The sequence below is a fragment of the Acidovorax sp. NCPPB 3576 genome, from assembly GCF_028473605.1.
In the GTDB taxonomy this organism is placed as follows: domain Bacteria; phylum Pseudomonadota; class Gammaproteobacteria; order Burkholderiales; family Burkholderiaceae_C; genus Paracidovorax.
Genome location: NZ_CP097267.1, coordinates 3,999,043 through 4,014,950 on the forward strand (window position 1 = coordinate 3,999,043; position 15,908 = coordinate 4,014,950).

At 67.6% G+C, this 15,908-nt stretch carries 13 protein-coding genes; 3 read left to right on the forward strand and 10 right to left on the reverse strand.

Annotated features, from left to right (window positions below):
* Positions 1-208 precede the first annotated feature (208 nt).
* Positions 209-1,054 (forward strand): symmetrical bis(5'-nucleosyl)-tetraphosphatase, encoded by an 846-nt coding sequence (locus M5C98_RS18250; RefSeq protein ID WP_272548869.1) that lies wholly within the window; start codon positions 209-211, stop codon positions 1,052-1,054.
* Between the two features lie 151 nt (positions 1,055-1,205).
* Here the strand turns inward: M5C98_RS18250 and M5C98_RS18255 are convergent, their stop codons facing one another.
* From M5C98_RS18255 to M5C98_RS18290, 8 genes are all read right to left on the reverse strand, one after another.
* Entirely contained in the window at positions 1,206-2,687 is a 1,482-nt protein-coding gene (locus M5C98_RS18255; protein WP_272548870.1) for a DEAD/DEAH box helicase, read from the reverse strand.
* Positions 2,688-2,854: 167 nt separating this feature from the next.
* A complete protein-coding gene (gene ypfJ, locus M5C98_RS18260) occupies positions 2,855-3,733 on the reverse strand; it encodes a KPN_02809 family neutral zinc metallopeptidase (RefSeq protein ID WP_272548871.1) in 879 nt (292 codons plus the stop codon).
* A gap of 97 nt (positions 3,734-3,830) precedes the next feature.
* Positions 3,831-4,067, reverse strand: a complete 237-nt coding sequence (locus M5C98_RS18265; protein ID WP_272548872.1) for a hypothetical protein — start codon at positions 4,065-4,067, stop codon at positions 3,831-3,833.
* A 57-nt stretch (positions 4,068-4,124) separates the two neighbouring features.
* Positions 4,125-4,448 carry a hypothetical protein gene (locus tag M5C98_RS18270; protein ID WP_272548873.1) on the reverse strand — a complete coding sequence of 108 codons (324 nt, stop codon included), beginning with the start codon at positions 4,446-4,448 and terminating at the stop codon, positions 4,125-4,127.
* A gap of 152 nt (positions 4,449-4,600) precedes the next feature.
* Positions 4,601-5,167: a dCTP deaminase gene (gene dcd, locus M5C98_RS18275; RefSeq protein WP_272548874.1), complete on the reverse strand. Its 567-nt coding sequence runs from the start codon at positions 5,165-5,167 to the stop codon at positions 4,601-4,603.
* 84 nt (positions 5,168-5,251) lie between these two features.
* On the reverse strand, positions 5,252-6,550 hold the full coding sequence (gene guaD / locus M5C98_RS18280; protein WP_272548875.1) for a guanine deaminase: 1,299 nt from the start codon (positions 6,548-6,550) through the stop codon (positions 5,252-5,254).
* A 68-nt stretch (positions 6,551-6,618) separates the two neighbouring features.
* Positions 6,619-8,079 (reverse strand): FAD/NAD(P)-binding protein, encoded by a 1,461-nt coding sequence (locus M5C98_RS18285; RefSeq protein ID WP_272548876.1) that lies wholly within the window; start codon positions 8,077-8,079, stop codon positions 6,619-6,621.
* 37 nt (positions 8,080-8,116) lie between these two features.
* The gene (locus M5C98_RS18290) at positions 8,117-11,386 is read right to left on the reverse strand and encodes a 3-keto-5-aminohexanoate cleavage protein (RefSeq protein ID WP_272548877.1); all 3,270 of its coding nucleotides are present in this window, start codon (positions 11,384-11,386) and stop codon (positions 8,117-8,119) included.
* A 168-nt stretch (positions 11,387-11,554) separates the two neighbouring features.
* On the opposite strand from M5C98_RS18290, the gene M5C98_RS18295 reads away from it, so the two are divergent.
* Positions 11,555-12,538, forward strand: coding sequence for an IS5 family transposase (locus M5C98_RS18295; protein WP_272547916.1), 984 nt, complete (start codon positions 11,555-11,557; stop codon positions 12,536-12,538).
* A gap of 269 nt (positions 12,539-12,807) precedes the next feature.
* Here the strand turns inward: M5C98_RS18295 and M5C98_RS18300 are convergent, their stop codons facing one another.
* The gene (locus tag M5C98_RS18300; protein WP_272548878.1) at positions 12,808-13,779 is read right to left on the reverse strand and encodes a LysR substrate-binding domain-containing protein; all 972 of its coding nucleotides are present in this window, start codon (positions 13,777-13,779) and stop codon (positions 12,808-12,810) included.
* Positions 13,780-13,932: 153 nt separating this feature from the next.
* Here M5C98_RS18300 and M5C98_RS18305 point away from each other — a divergent pair, with 153 nt between their 5' ends.
* Positions 13,933-14,688 carry a sulfite exporter TauE/SafE family protein gene (locus M5C98_RS18305; protein ID WP_272548879.1) on the forward strand — a complete coding sequence of 252 codons (756 nt, stop codon included), beginning with the start codon at positions 13,933-13,935 and terminating at the stop codon, positions 14,686-14,688.
* 46 nt (positions 14,689-14,734) lie between these two features.
* Here the strand turns inward: M5C98_RS18305 and M5C98_RS18310 are convergent, their stop codons facing one another.
* Entirely contained in the window at positions 14,735-15,829 is a 1,095-nt protein-coding gene (locus M5C98_RS18310) for a BMP family ABC transporter substrate-binding protein (RefSeq protein ID WP_272548880.1), read from the reverse strand.
* Positions 15,830-15,908 lie beyond the last annotated feature (79 nt).

Consider the following 15,908-nt stretch of genomic DNA (forward strand, 5'->3'; position numbering starts at 1 on the left):
TAGGTATCTTTCAATATCGTGCAGAGAAAGCACAGGTGATTCACCACTTTAATGAACTGCCGATTTCCTCCATTTCGGGGAACTCTGCCAGCTCAGCCATATCGAAGCGCGCTTCTCGATTTGCCTGGGCGGGGTCGCGCAACCCCTGCCATTACCGGCGCGGCCAGGCCAGCCGCGACAATGCAGGTTTACCAACTTCGGAACGGCAATGGCGCTCTACTGCATCGGGGATATTCAAGGCTGCGACACGGCATTGCAGCGCCTGCTGGATCACATCGGCTTCTCCCCCAGCCGCGACACGGTTTATCTTTTGGGCGACTTGGTGAACCGGGGGCCCGACTCCGCCGCCGTGCTGCGCCGCTGCATGCGGGAAGGAGACAGCCTGCGCAGCCTGCTGGGCAACCACGATCTGCATCTGCTGGCGGCGGCCCATGGTGCCCGCAAGCCCTCTCGCCGCGACACGCTGGAATCCGTGCTGCAGGCACCCGACCGGGACGCCTTGCTGGACTGGCTAAGGCACCAGCCGCTGGCCCGCCAGCACGTGCATGCCGCAGAGCCCCTGCTGATGGTGCACGCGGGGGTATTGCCGTCGTGGTCGGCCCAGGAGGTGCTGGCGCATGCCGATGAGGTGCATGCCGTGCTGCGCGGGGCAGACATGCCCGCATTTCTTCATGCCATGTACGGCAACACGCCTGACCGCTGGAGTCCCGTGCTGACCGGAAATACCCGCTTGCGCGTGATCGTCAATGCGCTGACCCGATTGCGCTTTTGCACGCCCGAGGGCGCCATGGATTTCGAGAGCAGCGAGAATGCCGGCGCAGCTCCAGCGGGCCTGGTCCCGTGGTTCGAGGCGCCCAATCGACAGACGCAGGACAGGCTGGTGGCATTCGGCCACTGGTCCACCCTGGGCTGGATGAACCGTTCCAACCTGCTGTCACTGGACACGGGTTGCGTCTGGGGCGGCTGCCTCAGCGCCGTCCGGTTCGGCAGCACGCTGGCAGACCGTGAACACTGCCATGTCGAGTGCGACGAAGCGCAAAAGCCCGGGGCATGAAAAGCGCAAGGGGCTTGGGACGCGACACGAAGTGCCCCGTCGAAGCGTTGCCACCCACGGTTTACAGCGAACGGCCTGCCGAAACAATGCCGTCACGTCTTACTCACAAATCCACTGACCGAAACTCCGGCCCGCGGGCCGGCATCGTGCTTTACTGCGAAGAGGTTTCGGCTTCGGTTTCGGGTTGCACGGCCTTGAACAGGGCAGCCACTTTGCGCTTGGGCTTGATATTGGCCGAAATGCCGCTGCGTGCAGGCTGGGCCTTGGCGGCAGACTCCCAATGGGGCGCGGCCTCGGCGGCAGGTGCCTCGTACGGCTTGTCGAAGAAAGGGTCGCGGGGCGCCGAAGGGGCACGGTAGCTGCTGCGCGCACTGCCGCCACGGGGATCGTGCGCCTCGCCGCCCCGTTCCCGCCGTCCGCCGCCGCCTTCGCGCTGGCCGTCCTCGCGCCATGCGCGCTGGCCATCGTTGATGCGACCGCGGGGGCGGTCTTCTTCGTATTCCAGGGCTTCGAGCTCGATCTTCTTCTTGATGAGCTTTTCGATGTCGGCAACCAGGCGCGTATCGCTGCTGGACACCAGAGTGACGGCCAGCCCCGAGGCCCCCGCACGGCCCGTACGGCCGATGCGGTGCACGTAATCCTCGGCATTGAACGGCACGTCGAAATTGAACACGGCCGGCACATCCTTGATGTCCAGCCCGCGGGCAGCGACATCGGTACACACCAGCAAATCGACTTCGCCTTGCTTGAAGGCATCGAGCGCCTTCAGCCGTTCATCCTGGCTCTTGTCGCCGTGCAGTGCGGTGGTCTTGAGACCTTCGCGCTCCAGGCTACGGGCCAGCCGGGCACAACCGAGCTTGCTGTTCACGAAGATGAAGGCCTGCTTCAGGCCCCGCGTCTTGAGGACATGGTGGATGGCGCGGCGCTTGTCGTCGTCGTTGGCGCTATAGAAACGCTGCTCCACGGTGGACGCCGTCTCGTTGGGGCGCGCCACTTCGATCGTGATCGGGTCTTGCAGGTAGCTGCCTGCCAGGCGCTTGATCTCGGGGGAGAACGTGGCGCTGAACAGCAGCGTGGTGCGCTGCTTGGGCAGATAGGACAGGATGCGCTGCAGATCAGGCAGGAAACCGATGTCCAGCATGCGGTCGGCCTCGTCGAGCACCACGTACTCGACCTGGTTCAGCACCGCATTCTTGGCTTCGATGTGATCGAGCAGCCGACCTGGGGTAGCCACGAGCACTTCGACGCCCCTTTTCAGCTCCAGCGTCTGCGGCTTCATGTCCATGCCGCCGAACACCACGGTACTGCGCAACTTGGTGTACTTGGCGTACATCGCGACCTGCTGCGCGACCTGGTCGGCCAGTTCGCGCGTGGGCAGCAGCACCAAGGCCCGCACGGGGTGGCGTGCCGGCGAGGTGGAGCTGTTTTCGTGCTTGAGCAGCCGCTGGAGCAACGGCAGCGAGAAGGCGGCCGTTTTGCCGGTGCCTGTCTGGGCTGCTCCCATCACGTCCTTGCCAGTCAGGACGACCGGGATGGCCTGTTCCTGAATGGGAGTCATCGACTCGTAGCCCATTTCGGCCACGGCGCGTGCCAGCGGTTCAGCCAGCGATAAATTGGAGAAAGAACTTGTCATTTAGCCCGCTATTGTCGCACCAGGGGCTGAATGGGGTGTTTTTTCGGGTAGGCATTCGTGTGCCAATGGCGCCACGCTATTCAATTCATAGCGTGATGCGCTGGCTGCACAAGCGCTAATGCCACATCACACCTTGAGGGGTGAATGCCGCAACTGCGGCATTCACACTACAAGCTGCGCGCCGAGAACGTGTCGCACGCCTTCACGGTGCCGTTTTCCAGGCCCGCGTGGAACCACCGCTGGCGCTGGGCGCTGGTGCCATGGGTGAAGCTGTCAGGCACGACGGCGCCGCCGCCGGCGCGCTGCAGGGCATCGTCGCCGATCTTGGCCGCGGCATTCATGGCCTCTTCCACATCGCCCTGCTCCAGGATCTGTCGGGCATTCTGGGCATGGTGGGCCCATACGCCAGCGAAGCAGTCGGCCTGCAGTTCCAGGCGCACGGAAAGCTGGTTGTACTGCACTTGGCTGACACGGCCGCGCATCTGGTCCACCTTCGCGCTGATGCCCAGAAGGTTCTGCACATGGTGGCCCACTTCATGGGCGATCACGTAGGCCTGGGCGAAATCCCCGGGCGCTCCCAGGCGGTTCTTCAAGGTTTCGTAGAACCCCAGGTCGATATACACCTTTCGGTCGCCAGGGCAGTAAAACGGACCCATCGCCGCCTGACCGGTGCCGCAGGCGGTGGGCGTCGAACCACGGAACAGGACGAGCTTCGGGTCCTGGTAGGCGTTTCCACCCTGGCTGAAAATGCCGGTCCATACGTCCTCGGTATCGGCCAGCACGGTGGCCACGAAGCGCGCCATCTTGTCGTCAGCCGGCGGACGGTGTGCCGGCGCCTGCTGAACCTGGGCGGGAGCGCCTGCGCCGCCGCTCAGCAGGCCCAGAATCGTCATGGGATTGATCCCGAAAATCCAGCCACCCAGCAACGCCACCACGATGGTGCCGATACCGATGCTGCGGCCGCCGAACACCGGCATGCCTCCACCGCCGCCGCCATCGCGCCGGTCCTCGACGTTGTCCGACTCGCGGTTGCCTTCCCATTTCATACGGTTCTCCTGCGCGGCCCTGCGGACGCAATGCGCCGGATATTACGCCCGCAGCGCGCGCCCGAAGGGCCGCCCGTCCCGGCCGGTTGCGAAGGCATCAAGGCTGCGGCTCGTTCAACGAAGGCGTGTCCACCGAGGCATAAGTGGCCGCTGATGGTGTCTGCAGGCCCCGGGCCGTCCAGTGGGCTTGCCGCTCGGAGGCCTGCTGCACCTGGCCCTGCACCACCCAGCCCAGTGCGACGAGTTGCGCCACGATCACAGCGCTCCCGATCATGAGGGGCCACGGGCGCAGCGTCGGGGCGGAAAACGCAGGGGGATGGAAATCGTCGTGCATGGAAGTCTCTTGTCGGGGTCGGAATGGGGTCGATGCGAGGCAGCGCCTTGGGGAGGGTCACCGTGTGCACCAGTGCACGCTGGCGGCCGTGGGCTCGGCGTCTTCGAAATATTCAGACAGTTCCTGCACCAAGGCTTGCAGTGCACAGCCCGGCAGGGCGCGCGCCCGCTCGATCTGCTGCAACGCGTAGGCGCGGTCGCCGAGCATCATGGCGGCGCTGATGCAGTGGCCGCGGGCCGCCATCTGGAGCAAGAAGGCATCGAGCGTTTCGGCGGGCCAGTAACAGCGGTGCATGCTGCCTGCGGAAGCCTCGTGCAGCGCATGCGAAAGGCCCGTGCGTTCGGCCTGGAAAGACGATACGGCGTATTGGGTGGCAGGCATGGTGGACTCCTCAGGCAGCGTTCTGCGTGGTATTTACAGCATTCAACCGAATGCAACACAGAAGTGCCTGAATCGTAAAAACCTGTTGCCACCCCGGTTCACGGTAAAAAAGCCGTGGCGCTGTAGGACTCCGCCGTCCAAACCGACGCGGATCAGGCCTTGGGCAAGGTCACGCCGATTTGCCCCTGGTATTTGCCGCCGCGGTCTTTGTAACTCACGTCACAAACCTCGTCGCTTTCAAAGAACAGCACCTGGGCGCATCCTTCGCCGGCATAGATGCGCGCCGGCAGTGGGGTCGTGTTGCTAAATTCCAAGGTCACATAGCCTTCCCACTCCGGCTCGAACGGCGTGACGTTCACGATGATCCCGCAGCGGGCATAGGTGCTCTTGCCCAGGCAGATGGTCAGCACGTTGCGGGGAATGCGAAAGTACTCCACCGTGCGCGCCAGGGCAAAACTGTTGGGCGGGATGATGCAGCTGTCGCCTTCGAAATCGACGAAGCTCTTTTCGTCGAAGTTCTTCGGGTCCACCACGGTGCTGTGGATGTTCGTGAATACCTTGAATTCCGGCGCGCAGCGGATGTCGTAGCCGTAGCTGCTGGTGCCGTAGCTGATGATCTTGCGGCCATCGGCCTCTCGGACCTGCCCCGGCTCGAAAGGCTGGATCATCCCCGTCTGCTCCGCCATGCGGCGAATCCACTTGTCGCTTTTGATGCTCATTGCTCTGCTCCTGCTGGGCCGCCATTGTAGAGAGGGTGCGTGCGGCCGGGCACTATATTTTTCATAGCTGCTCGCGCTTATCCATCATGCGCCGGAGGCCTTTTTGGCTTCGGAAACCACCGTGCGCTCGATGACCCGGTCGTCCCCCAACACGATCATGGCAAACAGCAGTTCGTCCAGATGCGCCGCCTGCGCGGTCTTGCGAGCCAGCAACGGCGTCGCACGCGGGTTCAGCACCACAAAATCCGCCTCGCAGCCCGGCTGCAGGTTGCCGACGACGCCCGCCAGGCCCAGCGCTTGTGCCGCGCCGGCCGTGTGCTGCCACCACAGCGCCTGCGGCGACAGCGACAGGCCGGGCTTGGTCTGGCCTTCCCGCCCCACGTAGTAGGCCGCGAGCATGGTGTGGAACGGGCTGAAGCTCGTGCCGCCCCCGACATCGCTCGCCAGGCCGTAACGAAAGCCGACCCGGTCGGCCCCGGCGTAGTCGAAAAAGCCGCTGCCCAGAAAAAGATTGCTGGTGGGGCTGACCGCCGCCACCGCGCCGGTGTCGCGCATGAGGGCGCGGTCGGCATCGTCGAAGTGGATGCAGTGGGCGTACACGGCCCGCTCGCGCATCAGCCCGAAATCGTCGTACACCGCCAGGTAGCTGCGGGCCGCGGGAAACAGCTCGCGGGCCCAGCGGATTTCGTCCAGGTTCTCGGCCACGTGCGACTGAATCCACACCTGCGGGTATTGCGCGGCCAACTCGCCCGCGCCGCGCAACTGGGCCTCGGTGCAACTGGGCGCGAACCGCGGCGTGATGGCATAGCCCAGCCGGTCCTGGCCGTGCCAGCGGCGGATCAGCGATTCGGTGTCGCACAGGGACTGCTCGGTCCGGTCGCGCACGCCATCGGGCGAATGGCGGTCCTGCAGCACCTTGCCGGCGATCAGGCGCAGCCCGCGCGCCCGGGCCTCGCCCATCAGCGCGTCCACCGATGCCGGGTGCGAAGTGGCGAACGCGAGCGCCGTGGTCACGCCGTTGCGCAGCAGTTCGTCCAGGAACACGGTGGCGACATCGGCGGCATAGGCCGGATCGGCAAAGCGCGATTCGTGGGGAAAGGTGTAGTTTTCCAGCCAGGGCAGCAGGCCGTCGGCGGGCGAGCCGATCACGTCGGTCTGCGGAAAATGCACATGCATGTCGATGAACCCCGGCGCGATGATGCGGCCGGGCCAGTGCAACACCGGCCACTGCGCGTATTCCGGCGCCAGGACGCTCCAGGCACCAGCGGCCTGCACGCGCTGGCGCCCCTGGGCATCGGGGCCGACGGCGAGCAGGCCGTCCTCTTCATACAGGGCCGAATGGTCGTCGGCGAAACGCAGCAGGCCGGAGCGATAGATTTGCATGGCGGCAGCTTAACGCGGGGCAAAGCGCCTTTGATGCGCCCCCATGCATGGGGCCCATACCGGCGGCGCTACACCGCCACCCGGTCCGCATGCGGCAAGGCCTCGCGCGCGCCCGCCGACGAAGGGTTGGGGAACCGGCCCAGTTGCCCCGCGATGTGCTGGGCATGGAGCAAAAGCCGCTCGATGGCGGACACGTAGAACAGCGCACCCTGTGTCAGCGCGCCGATGGCGAACAGGCCGGGCTGGCCCAGCACCTGAAGGCTCTGCGCATCGATCGCGATGCCGCCCAGTTCGTGCTGGCGAACCAAGCCGCGGTCGATCAGGCTCTCGATGAGCGGCGAATCGATGCGCGCGAGGTTGCCGGCCACGCCGGTCGCATCCAGAATGCCGTCGAGCGCCAGCGTTCCTCCGGCCAGTTCTACCTGGAATCCCGGCCGGCCCTCCGCCAGCCGGGTGGCCCGGTAGCCGGGATGCACGCTCAGCCGGCCCGCCTGGAGCAGCGCCTGGATCTTGCGCGCGTTGTCCAGCGGCATCGGGTGCCGATAGCTCATCCACAGGCCTTGGTACTTGCGGAAGAAGCGGCGCTTTTGGTCCGGGCGCAGCGCGGCCCAGCAGCGGTCGATGTCCTCCTTGGTAGCGTCCAGCTGCAGCTGCCAGTCCCGCACGGCGTGCGCCGCCTCGATCTCCCGGCCGATCCGAACCAGGGGGTCGCGGATCGTCATGAGGCCGGGGTATTCGTGTCCGCACGGATGGCTCTCGCGAAACCAGCGCAAAAAGCCGCGCAGCGTGTCGCCCGCATAGCGTTGCTCCGGGCGCACCGGGGCCGTGGTGGGCAGGGCGCCGCGCACCAGGGGCAGCTGGCCGGAATGGGAAAACATGTGGATGCGCTTCACACCGAGCCGGCCCAGCAGCAGCGCCATGTCGATGCCCGTGAGCTTGGTGCCCAGAATGCCGATGCTTGCGTTGTGCGGCAGTTCGGCCTTGATCGCTCCCAGGTCGTGATAAGGGTTGGCGTGGTAGTGCGCCACGCCCGGAAACGGCGACCGCTTTTTCAGATGCCCCAGTGCCAGCACGACCTGGTCCACATGCCAGGCATGCTGGGCCGTGGCCACGTGAAAGCCGCTGGCCCCGCGGTCGATGTCGGTCACCGCCTGCGCCACGCGCACCAGCTTCACGCCGCGCGCGGCGAACGCGCTCTCGGCCTGGGCGGCGACGTCCTGCAGGTAGGCCCCCATGAGCGAGCGCCGCACGTAGCCGCCCGGCACCTCGGCCTGCCCTGCGCACACCTGCTGCAGCCAGCGGTCGAACCCGTCCGACTGGCCGGCGCTTGCGCTCAGCAGGGACGAAGCCATGTTGAGGATGAACTCGCCGTCGTTGGTGTCCCGCCCATACGGCAGTCCCGGGCCGAACCCGCCGGACTCGTCGAACAGCAGCACCTCGGAAATCCCGGCCTGGCCGCCCATGCGGCTCAGCGCTTGCGTGACGAGGGTGCCGCTGCAGCCGCCCCCGATGATGGCAATCCTGGCCATGGTCATGTCTCCTTCGAGGGGGCAATGCGCCACCGCATCAAGCCGCTCCCCCGGCCAGGGCCAGGTCCGCTGCGCGATCCTGTGCGGTGGGACCGGCATGCGCATGCCCATGCGCGCCATGCCGTGCGAAATGCTGGCGCAGCAGCATGTCGGCGCGCAGCGATGCGGGAGCGGTCTGCAGCAGCGCCACCAGCTCGACCAGGGAGGCCGGGGCGCCTTCCAGGTAGCGGCGGATCGAGTGCCCGTCGTGCAGGCGCACGGGGTCTTCCCGCAGCACCACCCCCGCCAGCCGCAGCAGGAGCTTCTTTTGCTCGCCCTTGCGCAAAATCCAGTGGGCATTGCCGTAGCGGAACGCCTCGTCGTCGCGGTGCGGGATGAGCGGCGCCAGGCTCCAAAGCCCGCTGCCGCTGCCGCACAGGTAATCCGGCGTGGTCGTGCCGGCCACGCTGCGCACATCGTTGAGCGCCGTGACGTCCACGATGGGCGTGCCGAGGACGGACAGGTTCACGTCGCAGGCCGAGGCGAACGACAGGGCGACGGAGCGGTTGAAGATCTCCTCCTGCTCCTGCACCGAATAGCCCAGCCGCTGCAGGTCTGTCCGCGCGGCGTTGTCGATCTGCTGGATGGTCGCGATGCCGGAGCTGTGCGCCAGGAAATGCAGCCGTGCCAGGTCTTCGATGCCCTGGAAGGACAGCCGGCCCGCCGCCCGCCCGTCGCGGTTCATTGGCATGCCGGCCGCATCGCGCTCCACCAGCCCGCTCGCGTTCCAGGCCAGCGCACGCGGCTGCGCGACCAGCCGGGGCAGCACGACGCGCTCGTAGATGAGGCGGGACGAGTGGCTGACCACCTGCGCATGCGCCTTCGTGTTGAGCGTGAAGCGGTTGTGCAGCATGCTGGATTCGATCAGCACCGTGCCATCGGCATCGATGCCGGAATGCGCGATGCCGAGCACCTCGGCCGTGGCCTGCGTGCGCTCCAGGAACCGGGCGAACGTGGCGGTGAGACCGGTGGACAGCTTCAAGCCCTCCGGATAGTGGGTGGTGGGCGTGCTCGGAAGGACGATCCAGGCCCCGCGGGCGATGGCGCCTTGCACCGCCGCCACGTCCATGTCGGCAGGCACGTCCAGGCCGCCGCTGCGCGGGGCGTCCGGGTACACCCGGATACCGGCGTTCTTGGGCTCGGCCTCCGAGGCGGCCCGCAGGGCCACTGCCCGCTCGTGGATGGCCTCGAACAGCACGGCCATGGCAGCGCTGTAGCCCGGTTCGCCGCGAATGGCGGTGTGGGCGATGTCGGTGCGGCCCTCGGTGTAGCGACAGGGAATGGAGGTGAGGAATTCGAGGAACCGCAAATCCTGCCCCTTGAACTGCGCAGGGCGCACCTGATAGGCGTGCGGCGGCAGACCCGCCTCGGTGGCCATGGCCTGCAGTGCCGCATCCCACCGCCCGCCAGGGCGCTGCCGCTCGGCCAGCAACTCGCGCACGAAGTTCAGCGCCTGCAGCGGATAGACATGCCGGAACGCCGCGGCGCCTTCACGGGGATAGCGGTCCCGCTCTTCCACGAAAAAGCGAGCGTAAAGCCCATGGTCGCGCAGGGCCGCGAGTGCGAGATCGGCGGCGCCCTGTGCCTGCGGATCGGCCGGCAGAAGGGCCGCGGCGGCCTCCAGTGCGTCCAGGAACCGAGACTCCCGCGCGGCGTAGGCAGGCTTGAGCAGTGACAGCGCAGCCAGCACCGCCTCGGCCATCGCCCGGGGCCGGTCCAATGGCACCGTGGCCGCGAGCGGCTGCAGCCGTGCGATCGCGGCCTGAAGCACGGCGACGTCCGGGTGGGGCATGTCCAGCGCCACGCGCGTTTCCTCGGCGGTCAGCACGGTGGCGCCCAGGGCCTGCAGTTGCTCGCGCACATAGCGCACCTGTTCCGCCGTGGTGCCGCGGCGCCAGCCACCCGCCACCTCGGGATCGGGCACGTTCAGGGCATCCTCCAGGCCCACCCGCACGCCGTCGAGACCCAGGGCCACCGCCAGGCGCGGCAGCAGCACGATCATCGGGCCCGGCACGAGGGCGGACACCTTGGCGCCGGGGCATTCCGCGCGGATGCGCGCCACCACCGGCCGCAGCCGCGCCACCGCCTGGGCGAGGGCCTGCTCGAAGGCCTCGGCAGAGCCATCGGCCAGCAGGCGCAGGATGTCCTTGCGCTCCTGCACGGGGAGCAGGGAATCGTCCCGCACGCCGCCCTGGGGCAGGCGACGGTGCTGGTCCACTCCCACCACCAGCATGAACAGCAGGGGCGCGGCCACCGAACGCAGGCCGGCCTGGTAGGGGCCCAGCGCGCCATCGAGGATCGCGCCGTTGAACACCTCGACCTCGGGCCGCACGCCCCACTGCCGGCAGTGCGCGATCTGCGCCGCCAGGAAGGCCGGAGGATTCTCATAGCCGCCGCCCGCCTGGAAGATCACCGGCCCGGGGCTGAACGAGCCCATCTCCGGCGCCCGCTGCTGTGCGCCGTAGGCCCGCAGATGCACCCGGCGCACGGGGCTTTCGAAATCGGCAGCGCCGCCGCGCACGCTGGTGGACAGGTTGAGGATGGCGGAGGGCGCCACTTGGTGCAGGCGGGGCACGATCGCCGCGTATTGCGACTCGACGATATGGTTGGCCTGCCGCCCCAGGCGCACCGGCACGGCCACCCCGGGCACATGGACCGGCTGCTGGCCGCTGCAGTCACGCGTGTGAAGGTGCACGATGGCGGCCCCCTCGCGCACGGCCGCCACGCTGTGAGCGACGATGGCGTCGGGCGCGATGGGCAGGTGGGGCGATGCCGTTCTGCCGGGGTTCCAGTGGCCTGCGCCGGGGTCGGTCCAGCCACGCTCGCGCAAGGTGTCGAGCAACTGCGGCGCCTCGGCCCGCAGCGCCGCCACCAATGCGGGCGGCAGGTAGGTCTCGACCGTGTCAGCGTGCCACGCCAGGTCGCCTTGGCCCGCCACGACGCCCCAGCCCTGTGACGTGAGTGTCAGCACCAGTTCGCGTGCGGTCCTCGCCGATGCGATGCGGCGCAGGGCTGCGCCCGGCAGGTGCCGGCGGTCATCCGAATCGCCCAGTCGGCGCACCGGCTGCACGCCCTCGCCCGCCAGACCGTCCGGCAACGGGGCTTGCAGGCTGTCGCTCAGGCCCAGGCCACCGGCGGGAACGGCCTCCCAGCCATCGGCCGCCAGCCGGTCGGCCAGCCCCGCGCCCTGGGCGTCTGCGGCTTCGATCGCCCGTGCGGGCAGGAATTTCGGCTCATGGGCCAAGGCTTGCTGTGGAACGGCACCCACTGGCGCAGCCGTGATGAATATTCGCATCGACCTACCCCTTCATTTTTTCTTTGCATGCCGGGATCGCAACGGTGTGCGGCGGCCCATGGCATCGCGCGCCTAGGGAAGGTCTGCAAAACCTCCCCGCCTGATCCTCCCCCAGCGCCAAGCATTCAAGACAATGGCGCCATGGATCAATACACCCTGGGCCTGGACCCACTGCCCAAGAAGACCCGCAAGGAGATCTTCCTCGAAGAGATGAACCAGGTTGTGCCCTGGGCAACGCTGGTGGCCCTCATTGCTCCGTTCGCCCGGGGCGCGCACCAGGCCCTGGGTGGCCGCCCTCCATTCCCCATCGAAACCATGCTGCGCATCCACTGCCTGCAGCTGTGGTGGAACCTGAGCGATCCGGCCATGGAAGAAGAACTGCACGAGCGGCCCCTGTACCGCCGCTTCGCCGGCCTCGATGGTGCAGCGCGCATGCCCGATGAGACCACCATCTTGCGTTTCCGCCATCTGTTGGAGAAGCACCAACTGGCTCCGCAGGTGCTGGCTGCCATCAACACCGGTCTGGCCCAGCAGGGCCTGATGCTCAAGACAGGCACCATCGTGGACGCCACCATCATTGCAGCGCCCAGTTCGACCAAGAACAAAGAGGGTGAGCGAGACCCCGAGATGCATCAGACCAAGAAAGGCAACCAGTGGCACTTCGGCATGAAGGCGCACATTGGCGTGGATGCCGACTCGGGACTGGTGCACACCGTCATCGGCACAGCCGCCAACGTCAACGACGTGACGCAGGCAGCAGGCCTGCTGAATGGCAAAGAAAAGCATGCCTGGGGCGATGCAGGCTACCAGGGCGTGGACAAGCGCCAGGAGATGCAAGGGAGCAAAGCCAAGGCCAAGATCAAGTGGCACGTGGCCATGCGCCCGGGCAAACGCAAGGCACTTGATCCCGAGCGGGAACTTCACAAGCTGCTGGACAAAGCCGAGCGCCTGAAGGCCAGCGTGCGAGCCAAGGTCGAACACCCGTTCCGCGTGATCAAGCAGCAGTTCGGCTACGCCAAGGTGCGCTACCGAGGTCTGGAAAAGAACACGGCGCGCCTCATGATGCTGTTTGCGCTGGGCAATCTGTGGATGGCCAGGAAGCGGATCCTGGCGCTGCAGGGATAGGTGCGTCTGCGGGGTGCCGAGGTGGCGCCGCAAGGGCTGAAACGGGCCTGTAAACCGTGCCAATCGGGCCTAAGCAGCGGATTGCGCAGGAATCAGGCGGACCTTCCGTTCAACATCAGGCTGTGCCGGGCTGACGAATGGGGTTTTGCAGACCTTCCCTAGCTGGCACGTCGGTGGAATTACAGCAATGCCCGGGACGTGCGGAAACTATCCTTTCGGGTAGTTGCCAGACCGTTGCAGATGCCCCGTAAAGCGTTGAGAGGCCGGCGCTATGCCGATGCAGATGCCTGCGATGCCGCCTGCCGGGCGCAGGCCGTGCGCAGCGCCGCCACGAACAGCGATTGCTCTTCGTAGCGCGCGCCCTCGGTCCGCTGGAACAGCGTGATCGGCGGCAGCGTCCAGCCGAAGCGATGGGCGACGATGCCCACGCCCGCGATGCGGGCCAGTTCCTCGGCGATGTCGGCGGGCACGATGGACACCGCTTTTTCGTTGGCCGCGATCAGCTCGCCGATGAGCTTGGACGACAGGCTTTCGACGAACGGCGCGGGCGGCGCAACGCCGGCGCGCAGGAAGAAATCGGTGATCTGCTCGCGCATGGGTGTCTGGCGGGCGCCCAGAATCCACTCCAGCCGGGCCAGCTCCTGCCAGGCCAGGGGCTGGCGCCCCAGCCGGGCGGCGAGGCGGCGGTGGGTGATGAGGCGGGGCTCCTGGTGGTAGAGCACTTCGTGCTCCAGGCCCTGCATGTCGAGCACGGCCGACGCGCGGCCGATCACGCAGTCCAGTTCGTGCTGGCGCAGGCGCTCCAGCAGGCGGTCGCTGGTGCCTTCGTGGATGGTCACCGTGACCTGCAGGCCCTGCGGCCGCGTCTGGCCGATGGCGGCGGCCAGCAGCCGCCCGGACACGAAGGGGATCACGCCCACCTGCAGGTGCGCCGCGCGGCCCAGGCCCACGGCCTCGATGTCGCGCACCCAATGGCCCAGGTCTTCCAGCATCGCCCGGGCCCGGGCGATGACCAGCTCGCCCAGTGCCGTGGGCGCCATGCCGCGCGCGGAGCGGTGGAACAGCGCGCCGCCGAACATGGACTCCAGCTCGGCCAGCGCGTGCGTGACGGCGGGCTGGCTGGTCGCCATGCGGTGCGACACACGGGTCAGCGAGCCGTGCTCGGCAATCATGCGCAGCAGCACCAGGTGGCGCATCTTGAGCCGCGACGCGAGCCGGGCCTCCATGTCGGCAGGGGTCATCGAACGCTCCCATAGCCATATCCATTGGCTTATGGGGCAATACTAAATGAGAAAGATTGCCTCATGCGGCTCCCCCACAATCGCAGCCCATGCGGCGGTGGCCCTGCGGGGCCGGACGCCTTTCGATCAAAAAAATGGGGGGAGAAGCGCGCAATGGAAACGATCTACTGGGTGGTGGGCATCGGGGCCGTGGTGGCCGGGTTCGTGCAGGGGCTGTCGGGGTTCGCGTTCGGCATGGTGGCCATGTCGTTCTGGGCCTGGACGCTGGAGCCGCGCCTGGCGGCGGCGCTGGCCGTGTTCGGGGCGCTCACCGGGCAGATCGTCGCGGCGGTGTCGGTGCGCCGCGGCTTCGACGTGCGCACGCTGGCGCCGTTCGTGCTGGGCGGGCTGCTGGGCATCCCCCTGGGCGTGGCGCTGCTGCCGCGCCTGGACATGGTGTGGTTCAAGACGCTGCTGGGCGCCCTGCTGGTGCTGTGGTGCCCGACCATGCTGATGGCCAGGCGCCTGCCGCGCATCCGCTCGGGCGGCCGCGTGGCCGATGGCGTCGTGGGGCTGGCCGGCGGCGTGATGGGCGGCATCGGCGGATTCACCGGCACGCTGCCCACGCTGTGGTGCACCCTGCGCGGCTACGAGAAGGACCAGCAGCGCGCCGTGATCCAGAACTTCAACCTGTCGATGCTGCTGGTCACCATGGCCACGTACCTGGGCACCGGCATGGTCACGCGGGACATGCTGCCGTTCTTCGCCATCGTGGCGCCGGCGATGCTCGTGCCCACGCTGCTCGGCACGCGGCTGTACATCGGACTGAGCGACGTGGCCTTCCGGCAGATCGTGCTGGGCCTGCTCACCGCGTCGGGCGTGGCCCTTCTGGCCTCGTCGCTGCCACAGCTGGTGGCGCGCCACCTGTAGCGGCAAAAGCGAGAGGGCTTCGAAAGGCCCTCCTCCCCCGCCCGGATCAGCGCTGCACGCCCTCGACCAGCCAGTTCATCTGCAGGATCTGCACATCGCCAAGGGTCTGGCCCGCGGCGATGACCTCGCGGCCGGTGTTGTCGCGCACGGGGGTCGCCCCCGCGCGGAACGGGTGAAAGCGCCCCTTGGCAATGTCGTCCTGCCGCGCCAGCACCTCGGCCTTCACGGCAGGCGGCACCTTGCTGCCGAAGCCCTCCACTCGGATCATGCCCTCGCGCACGCCGCCCCAGAGGTTGCCGCTCTTCCACGTGCCCTGCGCCACGGCACGCACGCGGTCGGTGTAGTAGCCGCCCCACTGGTGCGTGACCGCGAGGATCTGCGCGTCCGGCCCCTTGCGGCGCATGTCGGAGTGGTAGCCGATCGCGAGCTTGCCGCGCTCCTGGGCCGCCGCCATCACCGCCGTGGAGCCGGTGTGGAAGGCCACCACGTCCGCGTTCTGGTTGAACAGCGCCATGGCCGCATCGCGCTCCTTGGGCGGGTCGAACCACACGTCCAGCCACACCAGCTTGACCGTCGCCTGGGGATTGACCGAGCGCAGGCCCAGCGTGAATGCATTGATGCCCTGCAGCACCTCGGGGATGGGAAAGCCGGCCACGTAGCCGGCCACGTTGGTGCGCGTCATGCGCCCGGCGGCGACCCCGGCCAGGTAGCGGCCCTCGTAGTAGCGGGCGTTGGCCGTGGCCACGTTCGGCGCGGTCTGGTAGCCGGTGATGGATTCGAACTTCACGCCGGGATAGTCCCGCGCCACCCGCAGCGTGGGCTCCATGTAGCCGAAGCTGGGCGTGAAGATGATCTGGTGGCCCGTGGCGGCCAGGTCGCGGATGACGCGCTCGGCGTCCGCGCCTTCGGCCACGTTCTCGACGAACGTGGTGCGCACGCGGTCGCCCAGGGCGGCCTCGACGGCCTTGCGGCCCTCGTCGTGCTGGCGCGTCCAGCCCGCTTCGGTGATGGGCGAGACATAGACGAAGCCGGCCTTCACCACGGCCGGCGGGGCGGCCTGGGCAGGCGGAGCGGCCAGGGAAACGGCGGGGGAAAGCCAACAGCAAGCGGCCACGAGCGTGGCAGCGAGGTTTTTGTACATGGTGGTCCTCTACATGGTCCCGGGGATGGAAACGCGAAAGGCGGCCGGGACAGCCGCCTTTCGGGGAGCGCGATTGTAG

What these genes read in the sequence shown, in the direction of transcription:
- M5C98_RS18270 (WP_272548873.1), bottom strand. Translation starts at nt 4,448, where the DNA reads ATGCCTGCCACCCAATACGCCGTATCGTCTTTCCAGGCCGAACGCACG.
- M5C98_RS18295 (WP_272547916.1), top strand. Translation starts at nt 11,555, where the DNA reads ATGGATCAATACACCCTGGGCCTGGACCCACTGCCCAAGAAGACCCGC.
- M5C98_RS18265 (WP_272548872.1), bottom strand. Translation starts at nt 4,067, where the DNA reads ATGCACGACGATTTCCATCCCCCTGCGTTTTCCGCCCCGACGCTGCGC.
- ypfJ (WP_272548871.1), bottom strand. Translation starts at nt 3,733, where the DNA reads ATGAAATGGGAAGGCAACCGCGAGTCGGACAACGTCGAGGACCGGCGC.
- guaD (WP_272548875.1), bottom strand. Translation starts at nt 6,550, where the DNA reads ATGCAAATCTATCGCTCCGGCCTGCTGCGTTTCGCCGACGACCATTCG.
- M5C98_RS18250 (WP_272548869.1), top strand. Translation starts at nt 209, where the DNA reads ATGGCGCTCTACTGCATCGGGGATATTCAAGGCTGCGACACGGCATTG.
- dcd (WP_272548874.1), bottom strand. Translation starts at nt 5,167, where the DNA reads ATGAGCATCAAAAGCGACAAGTGGATTCGCCGCATGGCGGAGCAGACG.
- M5C98_RS18255 (WP_272548870.1), bottom strand. Translation starts at nt 2,687, where the DNA reads ATGACAAGTTCTTTCTCCAATTTATCGCTGGCTGAACCGCTGGCACGC.
- M5C98_RS18305 (WP_272548879.1), top strand. Translation starts at nt 13,933, where the DNA reads ATGGAAACGATCTACTGGGTGGTGGGCATCGGGGCCGTGGTGGCCGGG.
- M5C98_RS18300 (WP_272548878.1), bottom strand. Translation starts at nt 13,779, where the DNA reads ATGACCCCTGCCGACATGGAGGCCCGGCTCGCGTCGCGGCTCAAGATG.
- M5C98_RS18310 (WP_272548880.1), bottom strand. Translation starts at nt 15,829, where the DNA reads ATGTACAAAAACCTCGCTGCCACGCTCGTGGCCGCTTGCTGTTGGCTT.
- M5C98_RS18285 (WP_272548876.1), bottom strand. Translation starts at nt 8,079, where the DNA reads ATGGCCAGGATTGCCATCATCGGGGGCGGCTGCAGCGGCACCCTCGTC.